The sequence below is a fragment of the uncultured Maribacter sp. genome (genome assembly GCF_947500985.1).
In the GTDB taxonomy this organism is placed as follows: Bacteria; Bacteroidota; Bacteroidia; order Flavobacteriales; family Flavobacteriaceae; genus Maribacter.
On record NZ_CANMTX010000011.1, the window covers coordinates 60383 to 79635 of the forward strand.

Annotated in this window: 23 protein-coding genes; 10 read left to right on the forward strand and 13 right to left on the reverse strand. The window is 33.3% G+C overall.

The window, feature by feature from the left end; all coding sequences use genetic code 11:
• Nucleotides 1-82: 82 nt before the first annotated feature.
• From Q0871_RS17300 to Q0871_RS17345, 10 genes are all read right to left on the reverse strand, one after another.
• A complete protein-coding gene (locus tag Q0871_RS17300) occupies nt 83-691 on the reverse strand; it encodes a hypothetical protein (RefSeq protein WP_299325928.1) in 609 nt (202 codons plus the stop codon).
• Nucleotides 692-849: 158 nt separating this feature from the next.
• Nucleotides 850-1185, reverse strand: coding sequence for a biotin/lipoyl-containing protein (locus Q0871_RS17305; protein WP_299325930.1), 336 nt, complete (start codon nt 1183-1185; stop codon nt 850-852).
• A 99-nt stretch (nt 1186-1284) separates the two neighbouring features.
• A complete protein-coding gene (locus tag Q0871_RS17310) occupies nt 1285-1902 on the reverse strand; it encodes a hypothetical protein (RefSeq protein ID WP_299325933.1) in 618 nt (205 codons plus the stop codon).
• 155 nt (nt 1903-2057) lie between these two features.
• Nucleotides 2058-2297, reverse strand: coding sequence for a hypothetical protein (locus Q0871_RS17315; RefSeq protein WP_299325935.1), 240 nt, complete (start codon nt 2295-2297; stop codon nt 2058-2060).
• Nucleotides 2270-3091: a DUF695 domain-containing protein gene (locus tag Q0871_RS17320; protein ID WP_299325937.1), complete on the reverse strand. Its 822-nt coding sequence runs from the start codon at nt 3089-3091 to the stop codon at nt 2270-2272. The genes Q0871_RS17315 and Q0871_RS17320 overlap by 28 nt, the downstream gene beginning before the upstream one ends.
• Before the next feature lie 48 nt (nt 3092-3139).
• Nucleotides 3140-4699, reverse strand: coding sequence for a hypothetical protein (locus Q0871_RS17325; protein WP_367275159.1), 1560 nt, complete (start codon nt 4697-4699; stop codon nt 3140-3142).
• Nucleotides 4700-5182: 483 nt separating this feature from the next.
• A complete protein-coding gene (locus Q0871_RS17330) occupies nt 5183-6073 on the reverse strand; it encodes a PhzF family phenazine biosynthesis protein (RefSeq protein ID WP_299325939.1) in 891 nt (296 codons plus the stop codon).
• A 55-nt stretch (nt 6074-6128) separates the two neighbouring features.
• Complete coding sequence (locus tag Q0871_RS17335; protein ID WP_299325941.1) at nt 6129-6665, reverse strand: sigma-70 family RNA polymerase sigma factor; 537 nt, start codon at nt 6663-6665, stop codon at nt 6129-6131.
• Nucleotides 6666-6683: 18 nt separating this feature from the next.
• On the reverse strand, nt 6684-7889 hold the full coding sequence (locus tag Q0871_RS17340) for a serine hydrolase (protein WP_299325943.1): 1206 nt from the start codon (nt 7887-7889) through the stop codon (nt 6684-6686).
• Between the two features lie 183 nt (nt 7890-8072).
• Entirely contained in the window at nt 8073-8414 is a 342-nt protein-coding gene (locus tag Q0871_RS17345; RefSeq protein WP_299325945.1) for a hypothetical protein, read from the reverse strand.
• Nucleotides 8415-8430: 16 nt separating this feature from the next.
• Between Q0871_RS17345 and Q0871_RS17350 the strand changes: the two genes are divergently transcribed.
• The 10 genes from Q0871_RS17350 (at nt 8431) to Q0871_RS17395 (ending at nt 15831) form a co-directional block, all read left to right on the forward strand.
• The gene (locus Q0871_RS17350) at nt 8431-8913 is read left to right on the forward strand and encodes a conjugal transfer protein (RefSeq protein WP_299325947.1); all 483 of its coding nucleotides are present in this window, start codon (nt 8431-8433) and stop codon (nt 8911-8913) included.
• Nucleotides 8914-8916: 3 nt separating this feature from the next.
• Entirely contained in the window at nt 8917-9759 is an 843-nt protein-coding gene (locus Q0871_RS17355; protein WP_299325949.1) for a hypothetical protein, read from the forward strand.
• Nucleotides 9760-9779: 20 nt separating this feature from the next.
• On the forward strand, nt 9780-10394 hold the full coding sequence (locus Q0871_RS17360) for a conjugal transfer protein TraK (RefSeq protein ID WP_299325951.1): 615 nt from the start codon (nt 9780-9782) through the stop codon (nt 10392-10394).
• A 9-nt stretch (nt 10395-10403) separates the two neighbouring features.
• A complete protein-coding gene (gene traM, locus Q0871_RS17365; protein ID WP_299325953.1) occupies nt 10404-11312 on the forward strand; it encodes a conjugative transposon protein TraM in 909 nt (302 codons plus the stop codon).
• Complete coding sequence (locus Q0871_RS17370) at nt 11309-12166, forward strand: DUF4138 domain-containing protein (protein WP_299325955.1); 858 nt, start codon at nt 11309-11311, stop codon at nt 12164-12166. The genes traM and Q0871_RS17370 overlap by 4 nt, the downstream gene beginning before the upstream one ends.
• A 739-nt stretch (nt 12167-12905) precedes the next feature.
• Nucleotides 12906-13487, forward strand: a complete 582-nt coding sequence (locus Q0871_RS17375; protein ID WP_299325957.1) for an RNA polymerase sigma factor — start codon at nt 12906-12908, stop codon at nt 13485-13487.
• Nucleotides 13488-13539: 52 nt separating this feature from the next.
• Nucleotides 13540-13866 (forward strand): hypothetical protein, encoded by a 327-nt coding sequence (locus Q0871_RS17380; RefSeq protein ID WP_299325959.1) that lies wholly within the window; start codon nt 13540-13542, stop codon nt 13864-13866.
• Nucleotides 13867-13871: 5 nt separating this feature from the next.
• Complete coding sequence (locus tag Q0871_RS17385) at nt 13872-14372, forward strand: hypothetical protein (RefSeq protein ID WP_299325961.1); 501 nt, start codon at nt 13872-13874, stop codon at nt 14370-14372.
• 130 nt (nt 14373-14502) lie between these two features.
• Entirely contained in the window at nt 14503-14793 is a 291-nt protein-coding gene (locus Q0871_RS17390) for an EF-hand domain-containing protein (protein WP_299325963.1), read from the forward strand.
• A gap of 417 nt (nt 14794-15210) precedes the next feature.
• Nucleotides 15211-15831, forward strand: coding sequence for an SCO family protein (locus Q0871_RS17395; protein ID WP_299325965.1), 621 nt, complete (start codon nt 15211-15213; stop codon nt 15829-15831).
• A 258-nt stretch (nt 15832-16089) separates the two neighbouring features.
• Here the strand turns inward: Q0871_RS17395 and Q0871_RS17400 are convergent, their stop codons facing one another.
• The 3 genes from Q0871_RS17400 to Q0871_RS17410 all read right to left on the reverse strand — a co-directional run bounded on the left by Q0871_RS17400 (nt 16090) and on the right by Q0871_RS17410 (nt 18944).
• Nucleotides 16090-16713 carry a hypothetical protein gene (locus Q0871_RS17400; protein WP_299325967.1) on the reverse strand — a complete coding sequence of 208 codons (624 nt, stop codon included), beginning with the start codon at nt 16711-16713 and terminating at the stop codon, nt 16090-16092.
• 101 nt (nt 16714-16814) lie between these two features.
• Entirely contained in the window at nt 16815-17621 is an 807-nt protein-coding gene (locus tag Q0871_RS17405) for a YHYH protein (RefSeq protein WP_299325969.1), read from the reverse strand.
• Between the two features lie 471 nt (nt 17622-18092).
• Nucleotides 18093-18944 carry a YHYH protein gene (locus Q0871_RS17410; RefSeq protein WP_299325971.1) on the reverse strand — a complete coding sequence of 284 codons (852 nt, stop codon included), beginning with the start codon at nt 18942-18944 and terminating at the stop codon, nt 18093-18095.
• Nucleotides 18945-19253 lie beyond the last annotated feature (309 nt).

The window sequence follows — 19253 nt, forward strand, 5'->3', positions numbered from 1 at the left end:
TACTTCTTTCATCTATTATGTACTATTTTTTGAGGTGCTGTAAAATGAAACGTGATATATGGGCTGTAGCAAAAAATCGTGTTTATTCAAATTTCGAATTTTTCCATACGCGCATTAATTCGTTTTTCTCTTTATCGTTGATGTAATTTAAGTTGACTCCGAATTCTAAGCCGTTTCTTAATGTGGAATACAAATCTTGATAGAGCAAAATATTACCCTTAGGATCATAAACCGTTATTTTAAATAAATCAAAATCTAAGTTGTCTATACGCGCCTTTGATGACACCGTGTCCACTTTTATACCATTAGAAACATATGTGTTATAAAGAACCTGTTTCACTAATTTTTTATTTTCTTCATACTCGCCCTCGTACTCAATTTCAAATTTTTCTGAACTAGCCCCAAACATGTGGAATTTATCTTTTTGAAAGCCTATAAGCTGTTTTAAGCTGCTGATATCATAGTCTATTCCATTCGCTTCATTAACTGCCTTTAGACCTTCATCTTCAAGCGCCTGCGATTCTTCTCGTTGCGTTACATTCCAACCTTCTGGTATCTCTATCGTCCAACCAATTTCTTTACTATGATATGTGTTTTCTACTACTTGCCCTTCATCTACTTGTTTGTTTGGATCGGTTTTACAAGAAATGAATAAAACAAATGCTAAAACTGATAACAGGTAAATTTTCATATTGGAGTTTCTTAAATGTGTAATGGCAAGTTTGTTTAAGCACAACAATCGATAAAATGACGGTTGTATTGAACAAGCAATATATTTAATTAAAAATGAACGTTTAGGTTATGGTTATCAGTATTGGTAAAAGAAACAAAAACTCATTGAAGTTTAAATCAGATACCTTCAATTTTACCAAAAACATCACCTACGGTCAAGTCTTTTTTATGTTCACAAATCCAGATTACTTTACCATTATAGAAACTTTCAAATTCCATGGTAACGGCTTCGTTCCCAATTGCACATAATACATCACCCGATTTTACCCTATCACCGACTTTTACATACCACTTTTCTAAAACCAGAGGCATCTGATTTCCCAAATCTGGAGATATACACACACTTATTTCTCCTTTCTTTAGCTCTGGAGCGACAAAAGCATTAGATTTTAGGTCTTCTTTATTCATTTCTTCCCTAGTACTAAAATGAGGATTAGCTTTAAGATCCTCCATATACTGGGCGCTTTTCTTATTATACTCAAAAAGCTTAGCTAAATATGCTTCTATTATTTTTATCAAATTGTATATGGCTTACTATTAAGATGAATTTATTTAAGCTAGTTCTTCAGATACTACCTCAACAGACTCACCGTTGGTATTAGTCGCCCAAATTTGTAATGTGTCATATCCATTTCGTTTTACACTCTCAAAATCTACTTTAGTGCCGTCAATAAGCTCTAGCAAACCATTGGTATCAACCTCTTCTCTAAACTCATCTTCATAATCAATACCATTATACGTGCTTATGGTAATTTCAAAAACTTCATTGCCATTACCGCCTTTATACAGATTATCTAATGGTCTATTTGTGATTTGTTCAGGTGTAAAAGTATCGCAAAACATGGCATTATACCCGTGTTTGCAACCATCAAACAACAGTATTTCTTCACCTGAAACTACATCCACTGCATATACCATAGCAGGTGCAAAATCTGTCTCAACAATAAGATTGCTATAATCTTCGTGAAGTTCTCCGTAGTATTTTATTTTGAATTTGCTCTCTCCAGATGAAGATTTCAATTTTCTACGCCATTCATGTGAATGCAGGTCTTTTGGGTTTTCAATATGTTCGGTAAAACCTTCAAGAATTGAGGGTCCTGAAATGCCGTTGTCTGTGTTTAAGACATCCGACTTGTTACTCCCTTTTTTAAACAAATCGAAAATTCCCATTGTTAGTTTTTAGAATGTGTTTGCGTAAAATTACTTGTATGGTTAAGCACTAAATATAGTAAATAAAAAAGCTCAAAGAATCTGTTTTTAGAATCTATGAGATTAGAACAGTAGTGTCTCAGATTAAGGAAGAATTTGTTTGTTATATAGCTTAGTTATTTGTTTTCAGGCGGCGGAGTCCTTTTAAATTTCATTATTACGTCTTGTCTTGAAGTCCAATTATGAAGCTCTAACTTATGTTCAGAAATTTTAATTTCTACTCCTTTTTCTAAATCCCGAACTACTCCTATAAAATCTAAGTATAGCTGAGAAATGTTAATTTCAGTCTTTTGTTTTCGTCTAAATCTATCATTAATAAATTCTCTTTTTATTCTTTTTCTACTGATGTTTCCCATCCATCATATTCTCCGCCATATTTCCTTGCCATAACCCTTAATTGAGAAGTAATAGGATAAATAGTATCTATATCTACATGGTCGACTCTATAGACGTGTAGTTCATACGGCAAGTCAGACTCAGTATTAATACCTGCATTATTTACTATAAAATTAGAAGAAACTAAATCATTCTCGCAACGCTTCATTTCATCCTCGGTAGAAAAGTATAACCAATGATATACAGGTCTAGATTTAGAAAGTAGATCCCCCGCTTCTTCTAAACTTCTTAATACTGACTGATCGGCCATGTAGTTTTGTACTTCTTCGCTTGGATAAAGAAAATCCTTATAATACGTCCATTCTTTGTCCTCTTTTATATTGACATAAAATTTATACTCTGGGTAATATTCTTTATAAAAATTCTCTATTATATAAACAAGATTCTTTGGTTCTTTAAGGTAAAAATATTCTAACCTCTCTTTGTTAAACATAAAAGAGCCAACTGTAATGTATTCAGTTTCTTTTTGTATTATTTCCATTAATTCATCTGCAACCTTGTGCAGTACGGCAAAGGTTTCATTCTCAGGAAAGCCATTTTCGTTAGTAGTTTCATAGCTTAACCCTGTAACCAAAACATAATTGAAATCTTCAATTGGAGTAATCTCATTCAAATCCATCCGTAAGGTAGTTGATCCAATTTTACCATCTTCATACGCCGCCATGTAGGCATCCCATCTTTCTTCTGTATTTTGAGCATATAATTGTGACGTTGAACATACTACTAACAATAAGATTTTTAATGCTTTTTCCATTTCATGTGATTGTTTGGTTTCTTTGGTAAAACTGATATTCTATTCTAATTACTTACTCAATGCCTTTATAATTCTATCTTCATTAATAATTATATCTCTAAAAAGAACATGTGGGAATTCATTATAACTAGAACCTTTGAAAGATTCTAGAATTTTGTATAAGGTAGATGCGGTTAGAAGTGACAAATTAATTTCAGTATCCATTTCACAATCTGTTACAAAATCATCACTATATTCAGGAGCAACAAGTAAAATCTTCACTATACGAAGGTTGTTTTTTAATGCTAGATTTTGATAAGATTTTAGCTGTCTGGAAACTGCACTGAACTTATTATATCCTCTTTCTTTACTCGTCTTACATTCGATAATAATTATTTCATCATTTCCTAAATTCACAAGAATATCAATCATATCCTTTTGAGTATTTATTTTATTTTTAAGGATATCATCTACATTAAAACCTAACCCTTTAAAAATTACCTTAGTTAACTCCTCAAACTTCAAACCTAATTCACTTTCTTTTACTACTATACCATTTTCTTTTAAAAGGTTCAAATCTCTAAAGGCAACATTAGAATAATTTTCTAAATAAAGATTTTCAACATCCTTGTAGTGTTCAAGGATATTCAAAATATCATCTCCCCTTTGTTTTATTCCGTTATCTTTTATGAATTTGGTTAAATCCTCTTTCACAATTAAGTCGAGAATATCTCTTGGTTTTATATTATAATCTAATAAGAAATCACCCTTTAAAACAAATTCTTCTTGCAATTCAAATTGTGCTCTAATTTCTTTGTTTAACTTAGGAAGTGATTGATTTAATTCAGTAAGTAACTTATCAAATCCATCTAAAGAAATACCAACTTTTTCATCTCGTTCAACATTTTCAAAATGCTGAATTAAACTCTCTATTTTATCATCTAAAACACTCCCTCTAAGATTATTAATATTCAAGCCTTTTTCACACAATTCATTTAAGGTTTTCTTCTTTTCAGTAAGTGTGCTTCCTGGTTTATAAATATCCTCTAAAAGCAGACTGGTAAAGGAAACTCCTTCTTTAATTATTTCTTCAATTTTTTGAGCGGAAGATAACTTTCTGTCAATATTGTGGTCTCTTGCTATTTGATTTATTATTGGATCTCTAAGTAACTTTAATGTTCTCCTATAAAACTTTGTTGCAACTTCTTTCTTTCTGACTCTACGTAATAATCGAACCATTTCATCTGCAACATAAATCGTGTTTTCCTTATTGGAGTAAAAAATTACACCTATATTTTTAAGACTTTTAATTACTTCCTGAATGTCTAATTTTTGAATTGGAATTATAGAGTAATTTATTAGCTTCACTTCTTCTTGAGATAATCCTAATTGTTTACTTAGAGTCAAGATTATAGACAATTCATCTGAAGTTATTTTTGCATCTCTATTATTTTCAATATCGTTTTGATATGCAGTATGTAGACATGATTTATAAATTTTATAATCTCTTTTACGTGAGGGTTCTAACTCAGATTTGTCATTTTCAAAATTAGCATTTATACTCTTAATTTTACCTTTTAAATTTTTTATTTCTGTTTCGTACAACCTAGAAAACCAATCTTGCTTCATGATACAATTACCGTCGCGAATAATTATATCTATCAAAATATCTAGTTGAGAAGTAATTTCTTGAAATTCACACTCAATATAGCTCTGAAATTCTGATGAGGTTAGATTGAAAATTGTAGAAATATTTTGATTGTCAACAGATTTTAACCCTTTGTCTGAACTACTTAAAATCTTAGCAATTTCTTTACCGTTTTTAGGATTTTTTGATATTATATTATCAATTATCTTAATGAAAGAGTTTTTTCAATCGACCCTAATCTATCTAATATTTTTTCTAGTTTCATAAGACTAATTACTTTGTTTTTGCTACTCCTCAACGGAAAATATCAGCAATTCATTATTGCTTCTAAATCGGTAAGAGGAAGTAGTATTTTAGAACCAACCAACAAGGTAGTATTTTTCTTTAGTATAGAATTACGGGTAACCGTAAAAAGAAACATCAAAGCATTTCGACTGCGCTCAATGTGACATTAGGTCTCATTATCACTGTTTAGTTAAACTAACTTCGATCTGGTTTGCCACTACTCCTTTTCCACCAGCCATTAGTCCGGTTATATGCTCATTTTCCACATGCAATTGCACTTCAAGCGTACTTGATGATGGCGGACTCATATATTTGCCTTGCTGAATTTTAAAATTGGTTTGCTTTAGCTGCAAGACATCAAACAAATAACTAGCTAAAGGACCTGCAGCCATTCCCGTTGCCGCTTCTTCTAAAATACCATAGCGTGGCGCGAACATTCTTGTTGTCACATCTATTTCATGTGCTGCAGCATCTGTAGTGAACACGTAATATCCTATTAAATCATATGCTTCACTGATATTTTCTATGGCATCAAAATGTGGTGTAATATCTTCTAACGTTTTTACATCTTTCACGGGAATCAATAGAAAAGAATTACCAGTATTTACTACTTGAATTGGAGCGTTTGGTAGCAAATCTTCTTTGGTTAATCCTAATGATTTTAGAATCTCCTCTTCTTTTTCAGACGGGTTTACATAACTGGGTGCTAATTGCTCCATAAAAGCCAAATCTCCCTGTATTTCTATTTTTCTATTTCCGTCTTTCGTCTCTTTTGATGACGAATTACCCTTTAACAATCCCAATTGTTTCAGGTATGAAAAAGCGGCAATGGTGGCGTGTCCACAATGTGCTATTTGCTTGGTGGGTGTGTAGAAGTCTAATTTATAATCTGCCGTCTCAGATTCCGATATAAATGCGGTTTCTGAAAGTCCTACTTTTTGGGCGATCTCTAATTTATCTTCATGAGATAGTGTATCTGCATCTAAAACGACACCTGCCGGGTTACCACCCTTATCATTTTCTGTAAAGGCATTTAGTATTTGTACGGTTACTTTTTTTAATTCGCTCATCTTATCTTTTTAAGGTTTATACCAGATAGACGGCGGACTCTAAAAAAAGACGTAGCTATTCTTCATTATTTTCAAAATCGAGCAGTTTACCTGAACGATCAGATGTTACATTGGGGCAAGACAACAGTTGAACCTTTAATATTTCCCTTGCTTTTTGAACTCTAGATTTCGTGCCTGAATACGAGATATTCAAATGCTGGGCAAGCTCTTTTTGCGAGTATTCTTGAAAGGTGGTCAATACAATTGCTTCTTTATGCTGTGCTGATAATTGCCCTATTTTTTGGTTGATGCAGTTAGTAAGCTTGGCATAGTCAAAATCTCCCGACTGTTCTTCTGCCAGATCAATTTCATCAATAGCTACTGTGCTTTTGCCTTGTTTTCTAAAATAATCGATTATAGTGTTTCTTGTAATTTGATATACCCAACTTGTCAGTTTAGAGGTATGTTGCAGCTGATGAATTTTGGTCTGTATTTTTAAGAATACTTCTTGATGAATGTCTTTTGACACTTGCTCGTCTTTGATCTTACCCAAAATGAAATGATTCAACTCTTCATTAAGGTCTAGCCAAATGGTATTGATTTCATTTTTCATACTGCTCTCCTTTTTCCACTAAAACTTATCCTCGTTGGCAATTAAAGACCTCCAAATAGCAATGAATTCTTCTATTCCTTTTTTATCTAGCTCTGTATTTATCAAAACCAATTTTCCTGTTTTGGTCTTTTCATCAAAAAACATAAAAGTTACCACACTTGGATCACTACCGGTATGCCCAATTTGCCCTTTTGACGACATACCCATAAATACGCCCATATTGTATTCGTCATTATATTCTTTATCACTTCTGTCTTTATGGTTTTCGCCTGTCAACTGCGGTATAAATAGCTCTTTGTAGCTGTCTGCGTATAAAATAGTTCCGTTGCCTGTATTTCCTTTAATAATCTCAGATAGGTATTTTGCCAAATCGTGAGCAGAGGTAATGAGTCCACCATCGGGATAATTCACTAGTTCGTAAAAAGCCAACTCGGTTTCAGAATCTGCATATAATTTCGAATGCATTGAAACGTCTATGGTATTAAAAGACCAGCCAGAACTTGTCATTTGTATAGGGTCAAAAATATACTTCTTTGTAAATGCCGGAAAAAGTTCTCCCGTTGCCTGTTCAAGAACCAAAGCTGCCAAACCTGCACCAATATTGGAGTAATTGAACATGCCGCCAGGCTGATATTTAGAAAAGGTTTTCTTTTTGTACCATTTACCATCTTCGCTCAAAATGGCTTTAAGATAATCTCCCAACGACATCATTTCAGTTGGAGGCAAGAAATTACCATTAACCTTGGCTTTACCATTTTCGGCTTCTTTAAGTATATACCCTTTGCTCTCATATTCTGCAGGATCTTTAATACCTGAGGTATGACTTGCCAATTGCCGAATGGTAATAGGTGTATTCTTAAATTTAGGATGCACTACCTGAAAGGGTAGGTAGTCATTGATGTTATCATCTAAATTGAGCTTACCCAGTTCTTGTGCTTTTAACAAAGCCACCCCAATGAACGTCTTAGATATGGAACCTATATTTTGTAATGTATTCGCTGTATATTTTTGGTCGGCTTTTTGGTCGGCAAATCCGAATCCGTTTTCATAGCGCGTACCTTCTTCATTGACAATAGCTACTGAGAAACCAACTATGGGTCCGGCAGTAACGATTTGCTCTAACTCTTCCGTAAGATTTTTAGTAATGGAATCATTGGTCTGTGCGTAGGTTGTACCCACAAGCAATGTAACCAGAATAAGTTGACTGATTTTTTTTAAGTTCATGATTGTTAATTGATTGATTGATGAATTAGCACCAATTTAACCATTTTATACCAGATACTTAATTTAGATGGTAAAGTGATGACTTTTGTTTTATATCACATGACCAAAAGTGTAGAAATAAAAAAGGCTCCCATAACTGGAAGCCTTTTCTAATGCTTTATATCTTAATAAGAAACGATTTATCTAATTGCTAACATAAACCGCTTTATTACCAGAGTAATTTGTAAAATATAATAATCCATCTTGTTCTATCTGTACTACCAAATCTTGTGTACTGGTCTGGCTTACTGGGTAATTATCTGGGCTAGGTTGTATCGTAACCAATTCCAAATAACCATTACCAAATAGTTTAAAGTGTAATTGATATGCTACTCCGTCATACGTTTCATATGAAGTGGCAGTAAACTCTTTGTTGATGGATAAAAATACTTTATCTGTTCTTTCATCATTATCATTGTTAATTTGCTCATAGGATAGAAAAGACCAATTGCCAACGAACTTTCTATGATCCGTTATGTACACCATAGAATAAGACTCATTGGTGTTTGCAGGAGAAAACTTTATAATATTAGAAGCTGCTAAACAGACAGACAATATTATAAAGACTGTAAATTTCCTAAAGGAACAAAAAGAAAATATAGAGGAGGTAAGTGCCGCTATTGAAAAACTTAATGCTGTTCAAGAACTGATAAGAAACAATGCACAACTGCATAGTCTTGTTCAAGATGATTTAAGAAATATTCTCAATTCTCCCTATATCAAGGTTGAAGAAGTATCACGAATTTCAGAATCCTTCAATGCAATTCTACGGCAGGCCTCTAGTGATTTGGAATTAATTAATGAAATACTTTCTAGTAACCATTTAAAATTAACTGATGGCGAACGCATGAGCACTATTCACCTACAACAACAAAAGTCTAAGGAAATGGTCTCAGCGGTTGGGCGCAAAACAAAACGTTATCAAGAGATTATTTCTTTCAGAGAAATGCAAGACAAGATAAACAATAGAGAAACAAACTACTAAACTATGCAAGCTACTATTTTTTTAGGCATGGGAATTGAGTATGTAGATGCGGTTTTTCAAACCATAAAGGCGACCGATTTTTCCAACTATACAATTGGCGGAATTAAGGGTCTAGGTGTTTTATTTTTTTTGGTCAATATCCTTAAAAAATACAATGAAGGGGTGGCAGACAGATATGGATATTCATGGGGGCTTTCTCCTGGTGAACTAGCAAAAAACTTTGCTTTTGTACTATTGGTTATCTTTTCTACGCAGATTCTAGGTTTCTTAGATTCCATATTAGTGGCTATCGAAACACAATATCGGGATACGGCACCGGCATTAATTCCACTTCAACTTCAAGATATTCCAATTGAAGAGGATTTAGGTACTCTTGATACAGCATCTAAGGCGCTTTCATTGCTTTTCGATGCATTAATAACACCCGTTTTTGGCATTAAGATGTTCTCCTTTGGTATTGGTTTAATTCTTTGGATGATAGACCTTTTTCTTTATCCTCTCTTTTTAACGGAACGTTATTTCCTTCTAGGCATTATGCAAGCGTTTTTTCCTTTGGTCATCAGCTTAGCCGTTTTTGAAAAGTATCGCAGTATGGCCTATGCATATTTTAAACTTTATGCCGCTGTATATATGTTAGTTCCGGCTTTCTTTCTGGTCAATATTTTTGTCAACCAATTGTATGCCGAAATCAATGCTAATTTTTGGATCAATCTATTGGGTGCATCAAGGGGTGGCACTACAATGGAAATATTGGTAGAAGCTGCAACAATTGGTTTTATTGTTTTACTAAAGTTTAAACTCTACAAACGTGCAATTACATTCACTCTTCGCATTTTCACACAATAAGTTAACACCAAAATTGACACATGAAATTACCTTATAAAAATATTTACGATGTACTGAAACTCAATCGATATGTAACCATTATCGTAACCGTAACTGCTTTACTATCTAGTGTCTTCTCAGGCATTTTAGTCTTTACGATGTATCAAAAAGCATTGGATAATGCCTTTGCTATCAATACTGATGGTGCAATTATACCCTTAAAATTAATCTCTCAACGAGAAAATCTAAATGTAGAGGCACTAGCTCATCTTGAATTATTTCATAGAAATTTTTATGGAATAGATGCCAGTAATTACGAATCTAATTTAGAAAAGGCACTATGGTTGGGAAATAGTTCTGTCGATAATGTATATCGGCAAAAAAAGGCTGATGGGGTCTATAATCGTTTATTACAGTACTCTTTAATGCAGAAGATAATCAGCGTTAATTCAGAAGTTAATTTAGAAAAAGAGCCTTATCCCTTCACTACAGTTACCATTTTTGAAATTAATAGAGGAACTACAGTAGATAGATATGAATTGACAACTACAGGGAATTTGATTCCGGTTGATCGCAACTATCCTACCAATACACACGGACTATTAATCTCTAATTATTTTGAAAAATCCTTAAAGAAAATTGATAATCGAAACTAAAACAATGTTATGCAAATCGATAAAAAGAAAATAGTTTATAGTAGCGTGCTACTTATCATCTTGGTATTCATGATTGGGTACTACTATTTAATGATAGAAACATCATCAGTAGATGAAAACCTTCTTAAACAGACCGAAGTGCCAGAACTTGAAGTTCAAAAGCCAACCTTTAAAACTAAAAAAGAGGCTGTGGATGCCTTGGAAGAGAAAAGGGAACGAAACGCTCCAAGTATATATAACGAGAGCCTGTTAGATTCCACTGGGCAGTACACCCCTAATCTTTTAGATAAGGAAAAAGAACGGATGGTAGATAGTATCTATAAATCAGGAAGCATCAAGTATTCGGATAGTTTGCCGCTTATAAAAAATAAACAGAAAGTTAGAAAAAAGAAAAGTGTTGTCTTAGTTGATGACGATAGAAATACAAACGCTCTAAAGGAAATGGCTTTAGAACAACAGTTATTTTTTGCTGTTAGTCCTACAATACAAACTGCTGGGTATACAGATAAAATTGAAGTAGAAGTAGATGGTGAACAAACGGTAAAGGTAAATGACCGTTTACAAATGCGGGTTATCAAAGATGTGCTTGTGAATAATAGCCTTATAAAAAAGAACACCATTATCTACGGTATTGTAAAATTTCGACCAAATAGGGTGGTATTAGAAGTAGATAATATAGAACATAGCCCTGTCAAACTTTTAGCTTTTGATTTAGCTGATGGCTTAGAGGGTATCTATATAAAAAATAGCTTTAAAGGTGATGCGCTAAATGAGGTTTTAGAAGACGCGGTCAGAGATATTAATATTCCCGGGCTACCTCAAGTAAGTGGCATAAAAAGAGTCTTTCAACGAAACAATAGAAATATAAAAATTACCGTCAATGCAAATTATAAACTCATTATAAAAACAAAACTATGATACGTTCACTAATGCTTATTTCGTTATTCGTAAATACTAACATCTTCTTTGCCCAAAGCACTCAAAGCTTGGATACTATTTATGCCAATGAAAAAATGAATACAGCCCTAATATTTCCTTCCGAAATACGGCAAGGCATCTCAGGTGCTACTAACTTCGTGTTTACGCATAACCGCGAGCGAGGGCAACGTATTGGGCTATTAAAAGCTACAAAGGGCGCGAATAGCAATCTATTGGTGATTACAACAGATGGCCAAGTGTACTCCTACATCCTAAAATATTCCAACCAACTAAAGGAGCTAAACCGTTTTATTCTAGAAACAGAAAGTATAGGGAATGAAAAAGAAGGTCGTACTAAGGAAAAGGGCAAGCTAAATTGGATTCCTTCTCTCTTCGCTATAGAAACTATGGATTCAGATTCAATTTCTAACAATCATACTAAATATTCGAAGGAGTTTCTTGAAAAATCTTGCGCTTCCTTATTGAAACGTCCAGAAAAGAAAAATATAAGACAAAGTAAAGATGGATTGTCAATAGCAATCAAAAACATAGTTTACTACGATGATTTAGTTTTTATGCAGTTCGAAATTAAAAACGATTCAGGGATAGATTTTGAGATAGACTACTTAAAATTAGTGATTTTAACGGGCAACACTAAGCGCCAATCGTCCTTACAGACTAATACGCTAGTTCCCAAATACATCTATAAAATACCTAAGAAAACCAGATACGCAGAGACCTCCCGATTTGTCTATGTCCTTCCTAAGTTTACCTTTGGTGCTAAAGAGCGAATGCAAGTTTATCTCAAAGAATTGAATGGGAATAGGGAATTGGTGCTAAGCAGTAGTCTATAAAACCTTAAAGAGTCTAAGGCTAGTTTTAGGCTTATTGGATATCAACAAATTATCAAGGATTTAAAAACCTTTTTTCAATATATAAATTATTTTCATTTTACAATAAAGTATAAGTAAAGATCAATTCCCTATTTTATTAATGTGAAAGATTATTTTTATTTTAAATGATGGCGGTCTAGATTTCAAATGAATATTGATCATTATGTAGTTCAATTAATCTACCGTCTGACCACTTTGAAATTTAGCGTTTCGCTAAACTTTCCAATAATTTATTGATAGGACTAGACAATTAAACTCTTTAAAGGACTTCAGCTAAGGTATAATTATTAACACCTTTTTATATACTTTAAAAGTGATTTTGAAAGTTCAATTAGGGGTGAGATTAATAACACATATTAACTTAAATTAAAATGGGTTATTTGAACTTTAAGAAATATATACAGTCCAATGATGGGTTTGTTTTATGAGACATAAAAGAAATTATTCGAATATAAAATAGTGGTCATGTATCAGTATTAAACTAAGTTTTGATTTAATGAGTTAATATGTGTTGTAAATCAATGCCGTTATAACAAACTTTGAAATTCCAATCTCCGCCCCTGTGCAATTTAACTAATATATTACATATTGTTACAAATTAAGAATTCAAACAGTCTTTAATTTTACTTTCTATACAATATGAGCTAGGGACCTAATCTTTATCGTTTGATTTATGTAATTTGCCAATCAAATTTGGTTGATGGAAGAGCAGAAATTTATTGAAGCTTTACGGGAAGGAACCAATGAGGCCTATGGTCGATTGCTTGCGGAATACCAGCAAAAGGTATTCAGTACCTGTATTTCCTTTGTGCCTAATAAAGAAGATGCTGAGGATATTTCTCAAGATGTTTTTATAGAGGTCTTTAATTCCATTTCAAAATTTAAAGGAAACTCGAAACTGTCAACTTGGATATATCGCATATCCGTAAACAAGAGTTTGGAATTTATCCGGAAGAAAAACACAAAAAAACGTTTTGGGTTTATGCAATCGTTGATAAGCAATAATCTTCCCATTGATAGAAGCTCCTATTTTACAGAGTTCAATCACCCCGGAATACAATTAGAGAATAAAGAGAAAAGTGAAATCTTATTTGCCGCTATAAACAAGTTGCCAGAAGCACAACGAATTGTCTATACCTTGAACAAAATTGATGATTTGAGTTATCAGGAAGTCTCTGAGATTACCCGAAAAAGTATATCTTCAATTGAGTCCTTGTTGTTTCGTGGTAAAAAGAATTTGCAAAAGCATTTATATGATTATTACAAAAAAGAAGGAAACTAGCACAAGTTTTCTGTATTAATAACATCTTAAAAATAACCGTGCTAACAAAACTATGGAAAGTAAAAGAAATATTGACCAGCTGATAGAAGAAACATTAAATAGTGTTTCAGGTATGGGGACTGTTAAAATATCACCCTTTTTTAAGGATAGGGTATTAACCAGAATGGTACAGCAATCTGTTGAAGAGGAAGAAGGTATGGCTTTTTTAAATTGGTTTACACCAAAACTTCAAGCCGCGGCACTTGTTTGTTCTGTGTTTTTGAATGTTGTCGCCTTGATCTCCTATTCTTCGGATAGTTACGGAGAAAATGTGGAGAATTTCGCAGAAGTATACGGACTTTCGGAAACGGATACCAATTCATACCTATATCAGAACTAGAGACTATGAAGAAAAATTTACTTTTATATATTTTATTGGGTTTTCTGGTACTCATGAACGCTTTCTTCTTGTTCAAGCATTTTAGTAGCACAGATATAAATGGACCAAGGAGACCTCCACAAGGTAACTTTATTGCCAAACAACTGGAGTTTGACGCTACGCAAAAGCAAAAGTTTGAAAAGTTGGATAAAGAGCATCGAGAAGATATAAAAATGCTTCTCGCCGATATTCGGGAATTAAAAGATTCCTTATTCGATAAATTATCCGATGAAACGGTTAAAAGTGCTGAAATTGACTCCATCGCTGCCCTAATTGCAAATAAAGAGAAAGTGAAAGCATTGGAGACGTTTCGATTTTTCAAAACCGTTGCGGAATTATGTGACGACAATCAAAAGGATCGCTTGAGGTCTATAATAAAGGAAGCCTTGAGACGACAAGGACCTCCTCCGGGTCGCAATAGCCCCAAAGGTAAAGCAGGAGACGGCAATAGGTCACCCAGACCTTGATGATGTAATTGATAATGAGATAGACCCTGATTTTAAGTCCGGGTCCTTTTTTGTGCTTTTTTTAACAGAAGCCTACACAAGTTTATAAAAACGATAGTATCTAATCTATCAAATACAAAAAATTAAAAAGATGAAAAACAACACATTTAAAACAGTTTTAATGGCTTTTGGAATTACACTATTTTTCTCTGCGAGTTCTTATGCACAATCTCAAAATAGACAGGAAAGAAAAGAACCGCCAACATTTGAAGAACTAATAGAACGGATGGATACCAATGAGGACGGAAAACTTTCAGAGGACGAAATTAAGGGACGTTTAAAAAAAGACTTTACAAAAATTGATGCCGATGAAGATGGGTTTATAACGGAAGAGGAATTTAAGAATGCCCCAAAACCGGAAAGAGGATCTAAAAGACAGTAGTACATCTAAAAAGGTAATCTATTTGATTGTAGTTTTTTGAATAACCCTTCTGATTTTAAAACTGCCATTAGAGAATTAAATGTACATGTTTCAAAACGTTCCACAGAGGTAAGTAGCTATTTAAGCAATTAGTATATAAAATTAGTTGGTTTGGTCTATAGTTGATTAAAGGGTTTTCGCAAACAACTACGAAGATTTTTTGAAAAATAAGATACTAGCTTAAATTTCAAAAAAGCATCCAAAGTATAATAAGGAATCTATAAAATTCGGCGAGAGAAATAAATGTATTTAGAAATGAAAAGAGAAACACAAGACAGGTTCTACGTTATAAATTTAAGGATGGGGTTTTCAGTAATATATAAAATTAGTGCCCTTTTGGTTCTTACAAACACACTTTTTATAGGGTGTAAACCAAAAGTGGAAAAAGAAAAATTTGCCGCAGAAGAAACGAGCAGGGTAGAATACCTGCCCTATTACAATGATGAATCTTTTACACCACATTGGCTTACCCCCAATAGTGAAGAAGAACAGTCATTTCATAAAATTCCAGATTTTGAATTAGTAAATCAACTAGGGGATACCGTTACTCAAAAGACCTTTGGTGATAAATTATATATTACCGATTTCTTCTTTACAACTTGTCCTGGTATTTGCCTAAAAATGACTGGAAATATGCTAAAAGTACAGGAAGCATTTATAGACGATCCTGAAGTATTGTTATTGTCACATTCCGTAACACCATCAATAGATTCGGTTTCCGTTCTTAAAACGTATGCTGAAACAAACGATATTATCGATGATAAATGGCATCTGGTTACCGGTGATAAAATGAAGATTTACGACCTTGGGAGAAATCAATATTTTGTCGAAAATAATTTAGGAGTTCCAAAGGACCTTAATGATTTTCTACATTCAGAAAACTTCTTACTTATTGATAAAAATAAACATATCAGAGGAATATATAATGGCTTGAACAGGGCGTCTATCAATGAATTGATAATTGATGTGAAAACATTGAAAAAGGAAGATAGCGGGTAAGGGTTTTAATAACGAACACTCCTACTTTTACCTTGCTATTTGTGATCCGGCTATATCAAAATGAAATCTATCCCCATGGCTCAGTTGGTGATTGGATTTCTATAAAAACAGCAGAGAAACAAAAGGACTGACAATGGTTTCTGTGCGATTAGCAAATCATGTTTTTAAAGAATTACCAAATATGGATAATCCATATACTATTTTAGTTTTGTTGTCATTCTATATAAGAACAGAGTGTTTACATTTGAAAAATAAATACTATTTCTTTTTATATTGCACATTTTCATCCTCTAAAGAATAACAAAGTTTTGCTTTTTTTAACCCAAAAATTCTTCCTTCTCGTGCTTCATAGTTAGCATATAAAGTTCCATTTTCTCTAAATGCCTGTTGTATACCTTCTTCTTTTCCCCGGTTCAAGTTCATTTTTTTGAAGAGTTCACCAGTTACATACCATTTTTTTTGCTCTCCATGTGGCCAACCCCTCCGATAATTATAATGAGCAATTAAAATATGTGCCGAATCTTTAGACCATATTTTCTTTTCTCCATGTAACTTTCCTTTATCATAAGTCGCCATATTTTTAAAATGTCCGTCAAGAAACCATTGAATAAAATTGTTTTGCTTCTTTCCATTCAAGATTCCAAACTTTTCCTTCAAGCTATTGTCTGAATAATAACTTACAGCGAATCCAGAATAAGGTATATCATTTAATGTCCATACAGACGTTTTGTGGTTATATTTCAAAACTGACTTCTCAACTGATGTATCAGGTATCTCCAATAGGTTATCAGTAGTATTATTTGTAATTGATTTTTCTTTTTGTCCTGAACATCCAATTAACAGAATGTTTAATAAGAAAAGCGAGTAAAATAACTGTTTCATTTTTTAAAGATTTAATAATAATGATTCATTTAAAAACAAAACCATCCCAAACTAAAAAATGTGTAGGATGGTTATCGTTTATTCTAAAATTAATGAATCACTTACATAACAGTATTAGGAGTACCTTGTAAATTCCCTGCAAAAAGAGCAATTACATTCCCAAAATAAAATTCATTAATAATATGATAATGATAAAACACTTTTCCATCACTATCATGTTGGGTTATAGAGCTGTGTCCTCCAGAAACATCTAAATCTGTTGGATGGTCTCCTATCGAATTACATTTTCTACCGTAAAGTAAAAAACCATCTGCCAATATACCTATCAATTTTTCATCATCAAAGGAAAGCGTTGTGTTTTCAGGAACATTAGAAGATTCTATATGGTAATGATAACCAGATGGTCCATTATGAGCACCCGCATAATCAAATGTTTCAGCAATTACTTCTTCTATAGGTCTATTATTCCCTTCTAAATCATTAAAAATAGGCGCTCCTGTTACTGCAATACCAATAGCACCTAAACCTGTAGCCGTACTTGAAGCTGCTATTTCTGGTGCAGAATCTACGGTGAGGCTATAGCTACGGTTATCACTAATGCGACCAGGAGTCAAAGCAACCGCCACAACTTGATCAATATGAAGAGGATTTGTCTCCTCCCAGTATGGAGAGGTATGGTTTGGTAAACCGTTTGAATCAATGGTGATATCTTCCCCATCATAGGAAATGGTCACTGCATCCGGGTTAAATTCATCAAACGCGGAAAGAGGCGTGCTGGCGACATCGGAGGTGCCATCTGTGTCGTCTGTGTCGTCTGTGTCGTCCGTATTTTCAGAATCACTGCTGCAGGAAAGCATCAATACAATAGCTCCTAGAAAAAGTAAAAGATTTAATTTTAAGTGTTTCATTTTTATTTTTATTTAATTTGATAAAATATTATGTAGAATTAGATGCTTTTCAGTTTTCTTTCTTGCGGTTGTCTTTTGTTTTTTTTAAACAGAGGCTATTTGAAATGTAAAAAACCAACTTGATTTTGAAATATCCTTTATTATATATCCTATAAAAAGCTTGTAAGGAGAACCGCCCATTATACGGCCGTGGCTGTTACAGAACTCCAATAATTATTAATTTTACTTTTACCGATGTGTTAAAATTCGTAAATTAATAGTATGGACTTTTAGTAATCCTCATGGAAGCAGCACAGCAGCCGGTTCAATAACTAAGCGTTCATGTTGGGTCGTACCTACCACACGAACGCTTAGTTATTGGCAAAGGTTATTTTTCCATTTTCAGGGTTGCGCTGTGTCCTATCAATTTTTTTATTTAACCATTGTTATCCCTCTAATATGTTCTTTTTAAACTTTTATGGTATGTTGTTTTTACAGAATATTATTTGGAGAACCTTTTAAATCACCACCGAAGAGTACGATTAAATTCCCAAAATAATATTCATTTATTATGTGGTAATGATAAAATTCTTCGTCATTACTATGTTGTGTTGCTCCAATGTGTCCGCCTGATTCATCTAAATCCGGAGGATAAGAACCATCCAAATCTTTTCTTCCATAAATTAAAAATCCATCTGCCATAATGCCAACTAATTTTTCATCATTATGAGAAAGCGTCGTGTTTGCTGGAACATCCATAGATTCTGAGTGATAGTGGTAACCAGAAGGTCCAACATGACCTCCGGCATAATCAAATGTTTCTGCAATTTCTTCTTCTAATGGTCTACCAGGCCCTTCTGAATCATTAAAAATAGGCACACCAGTAACAGAAATACCAATAGCGCCTAAACCTGTACTTGTGCTCTTTACCGCTAATCCTGGAGAAGCAGGCACAGTAAGTGAAATACTACGATCTCTGTGACTTCCAATACGGCCAGGTGTTTGAGCGATGGCCACTACTGGCTCAATATAAAGGGAGTCAGTGTCTTCCCAGTATGGAGTAGTATGGTTGGGGTGACCATCCGAATCAATGGTAATTTCATCTCCATCAAATGAAATGATTACTGATTTAGGGTTAAACTCATTAAATGCAGATAAAGGCGTCGCTTTACCTGGAGCTGTTGGTACGGCTTCATATTTTCTTTTTCCCCCTCTATCTGGTCTTTCACCCCTTTCTGGTCTTTCACCTCGGTCAGTATTATCATCTCTATTTATTTTTTCAATTTTATTTTTATTGTTGTCTTTACTTGATTGACCGCAAGAAAACAATAGTAATGAGCTCAATACGATGAATGTTATTTTTTTATAATACATATTTTTTATTTTACATTTTGATGTCATTTTAATGAAAAACTTGCAGTTTCTTTTCATTATTTAAAAACGCACTCTCTTCTAAAGGATAATATTGTTCTATGTATTGTTGCCAACAATTGTATATTGTAATTATTTTCAAAATATATCTATAATCAGAGTCATTTAAACTTTAGGAATGGATTGAGATATAAATTATTATGGTTGTAGGCTTCCCTAAAAATAGGACAGTTCATAATTCGAATTTACTAACTTTAAATTCAAACTGTCAAGATGAAAAAC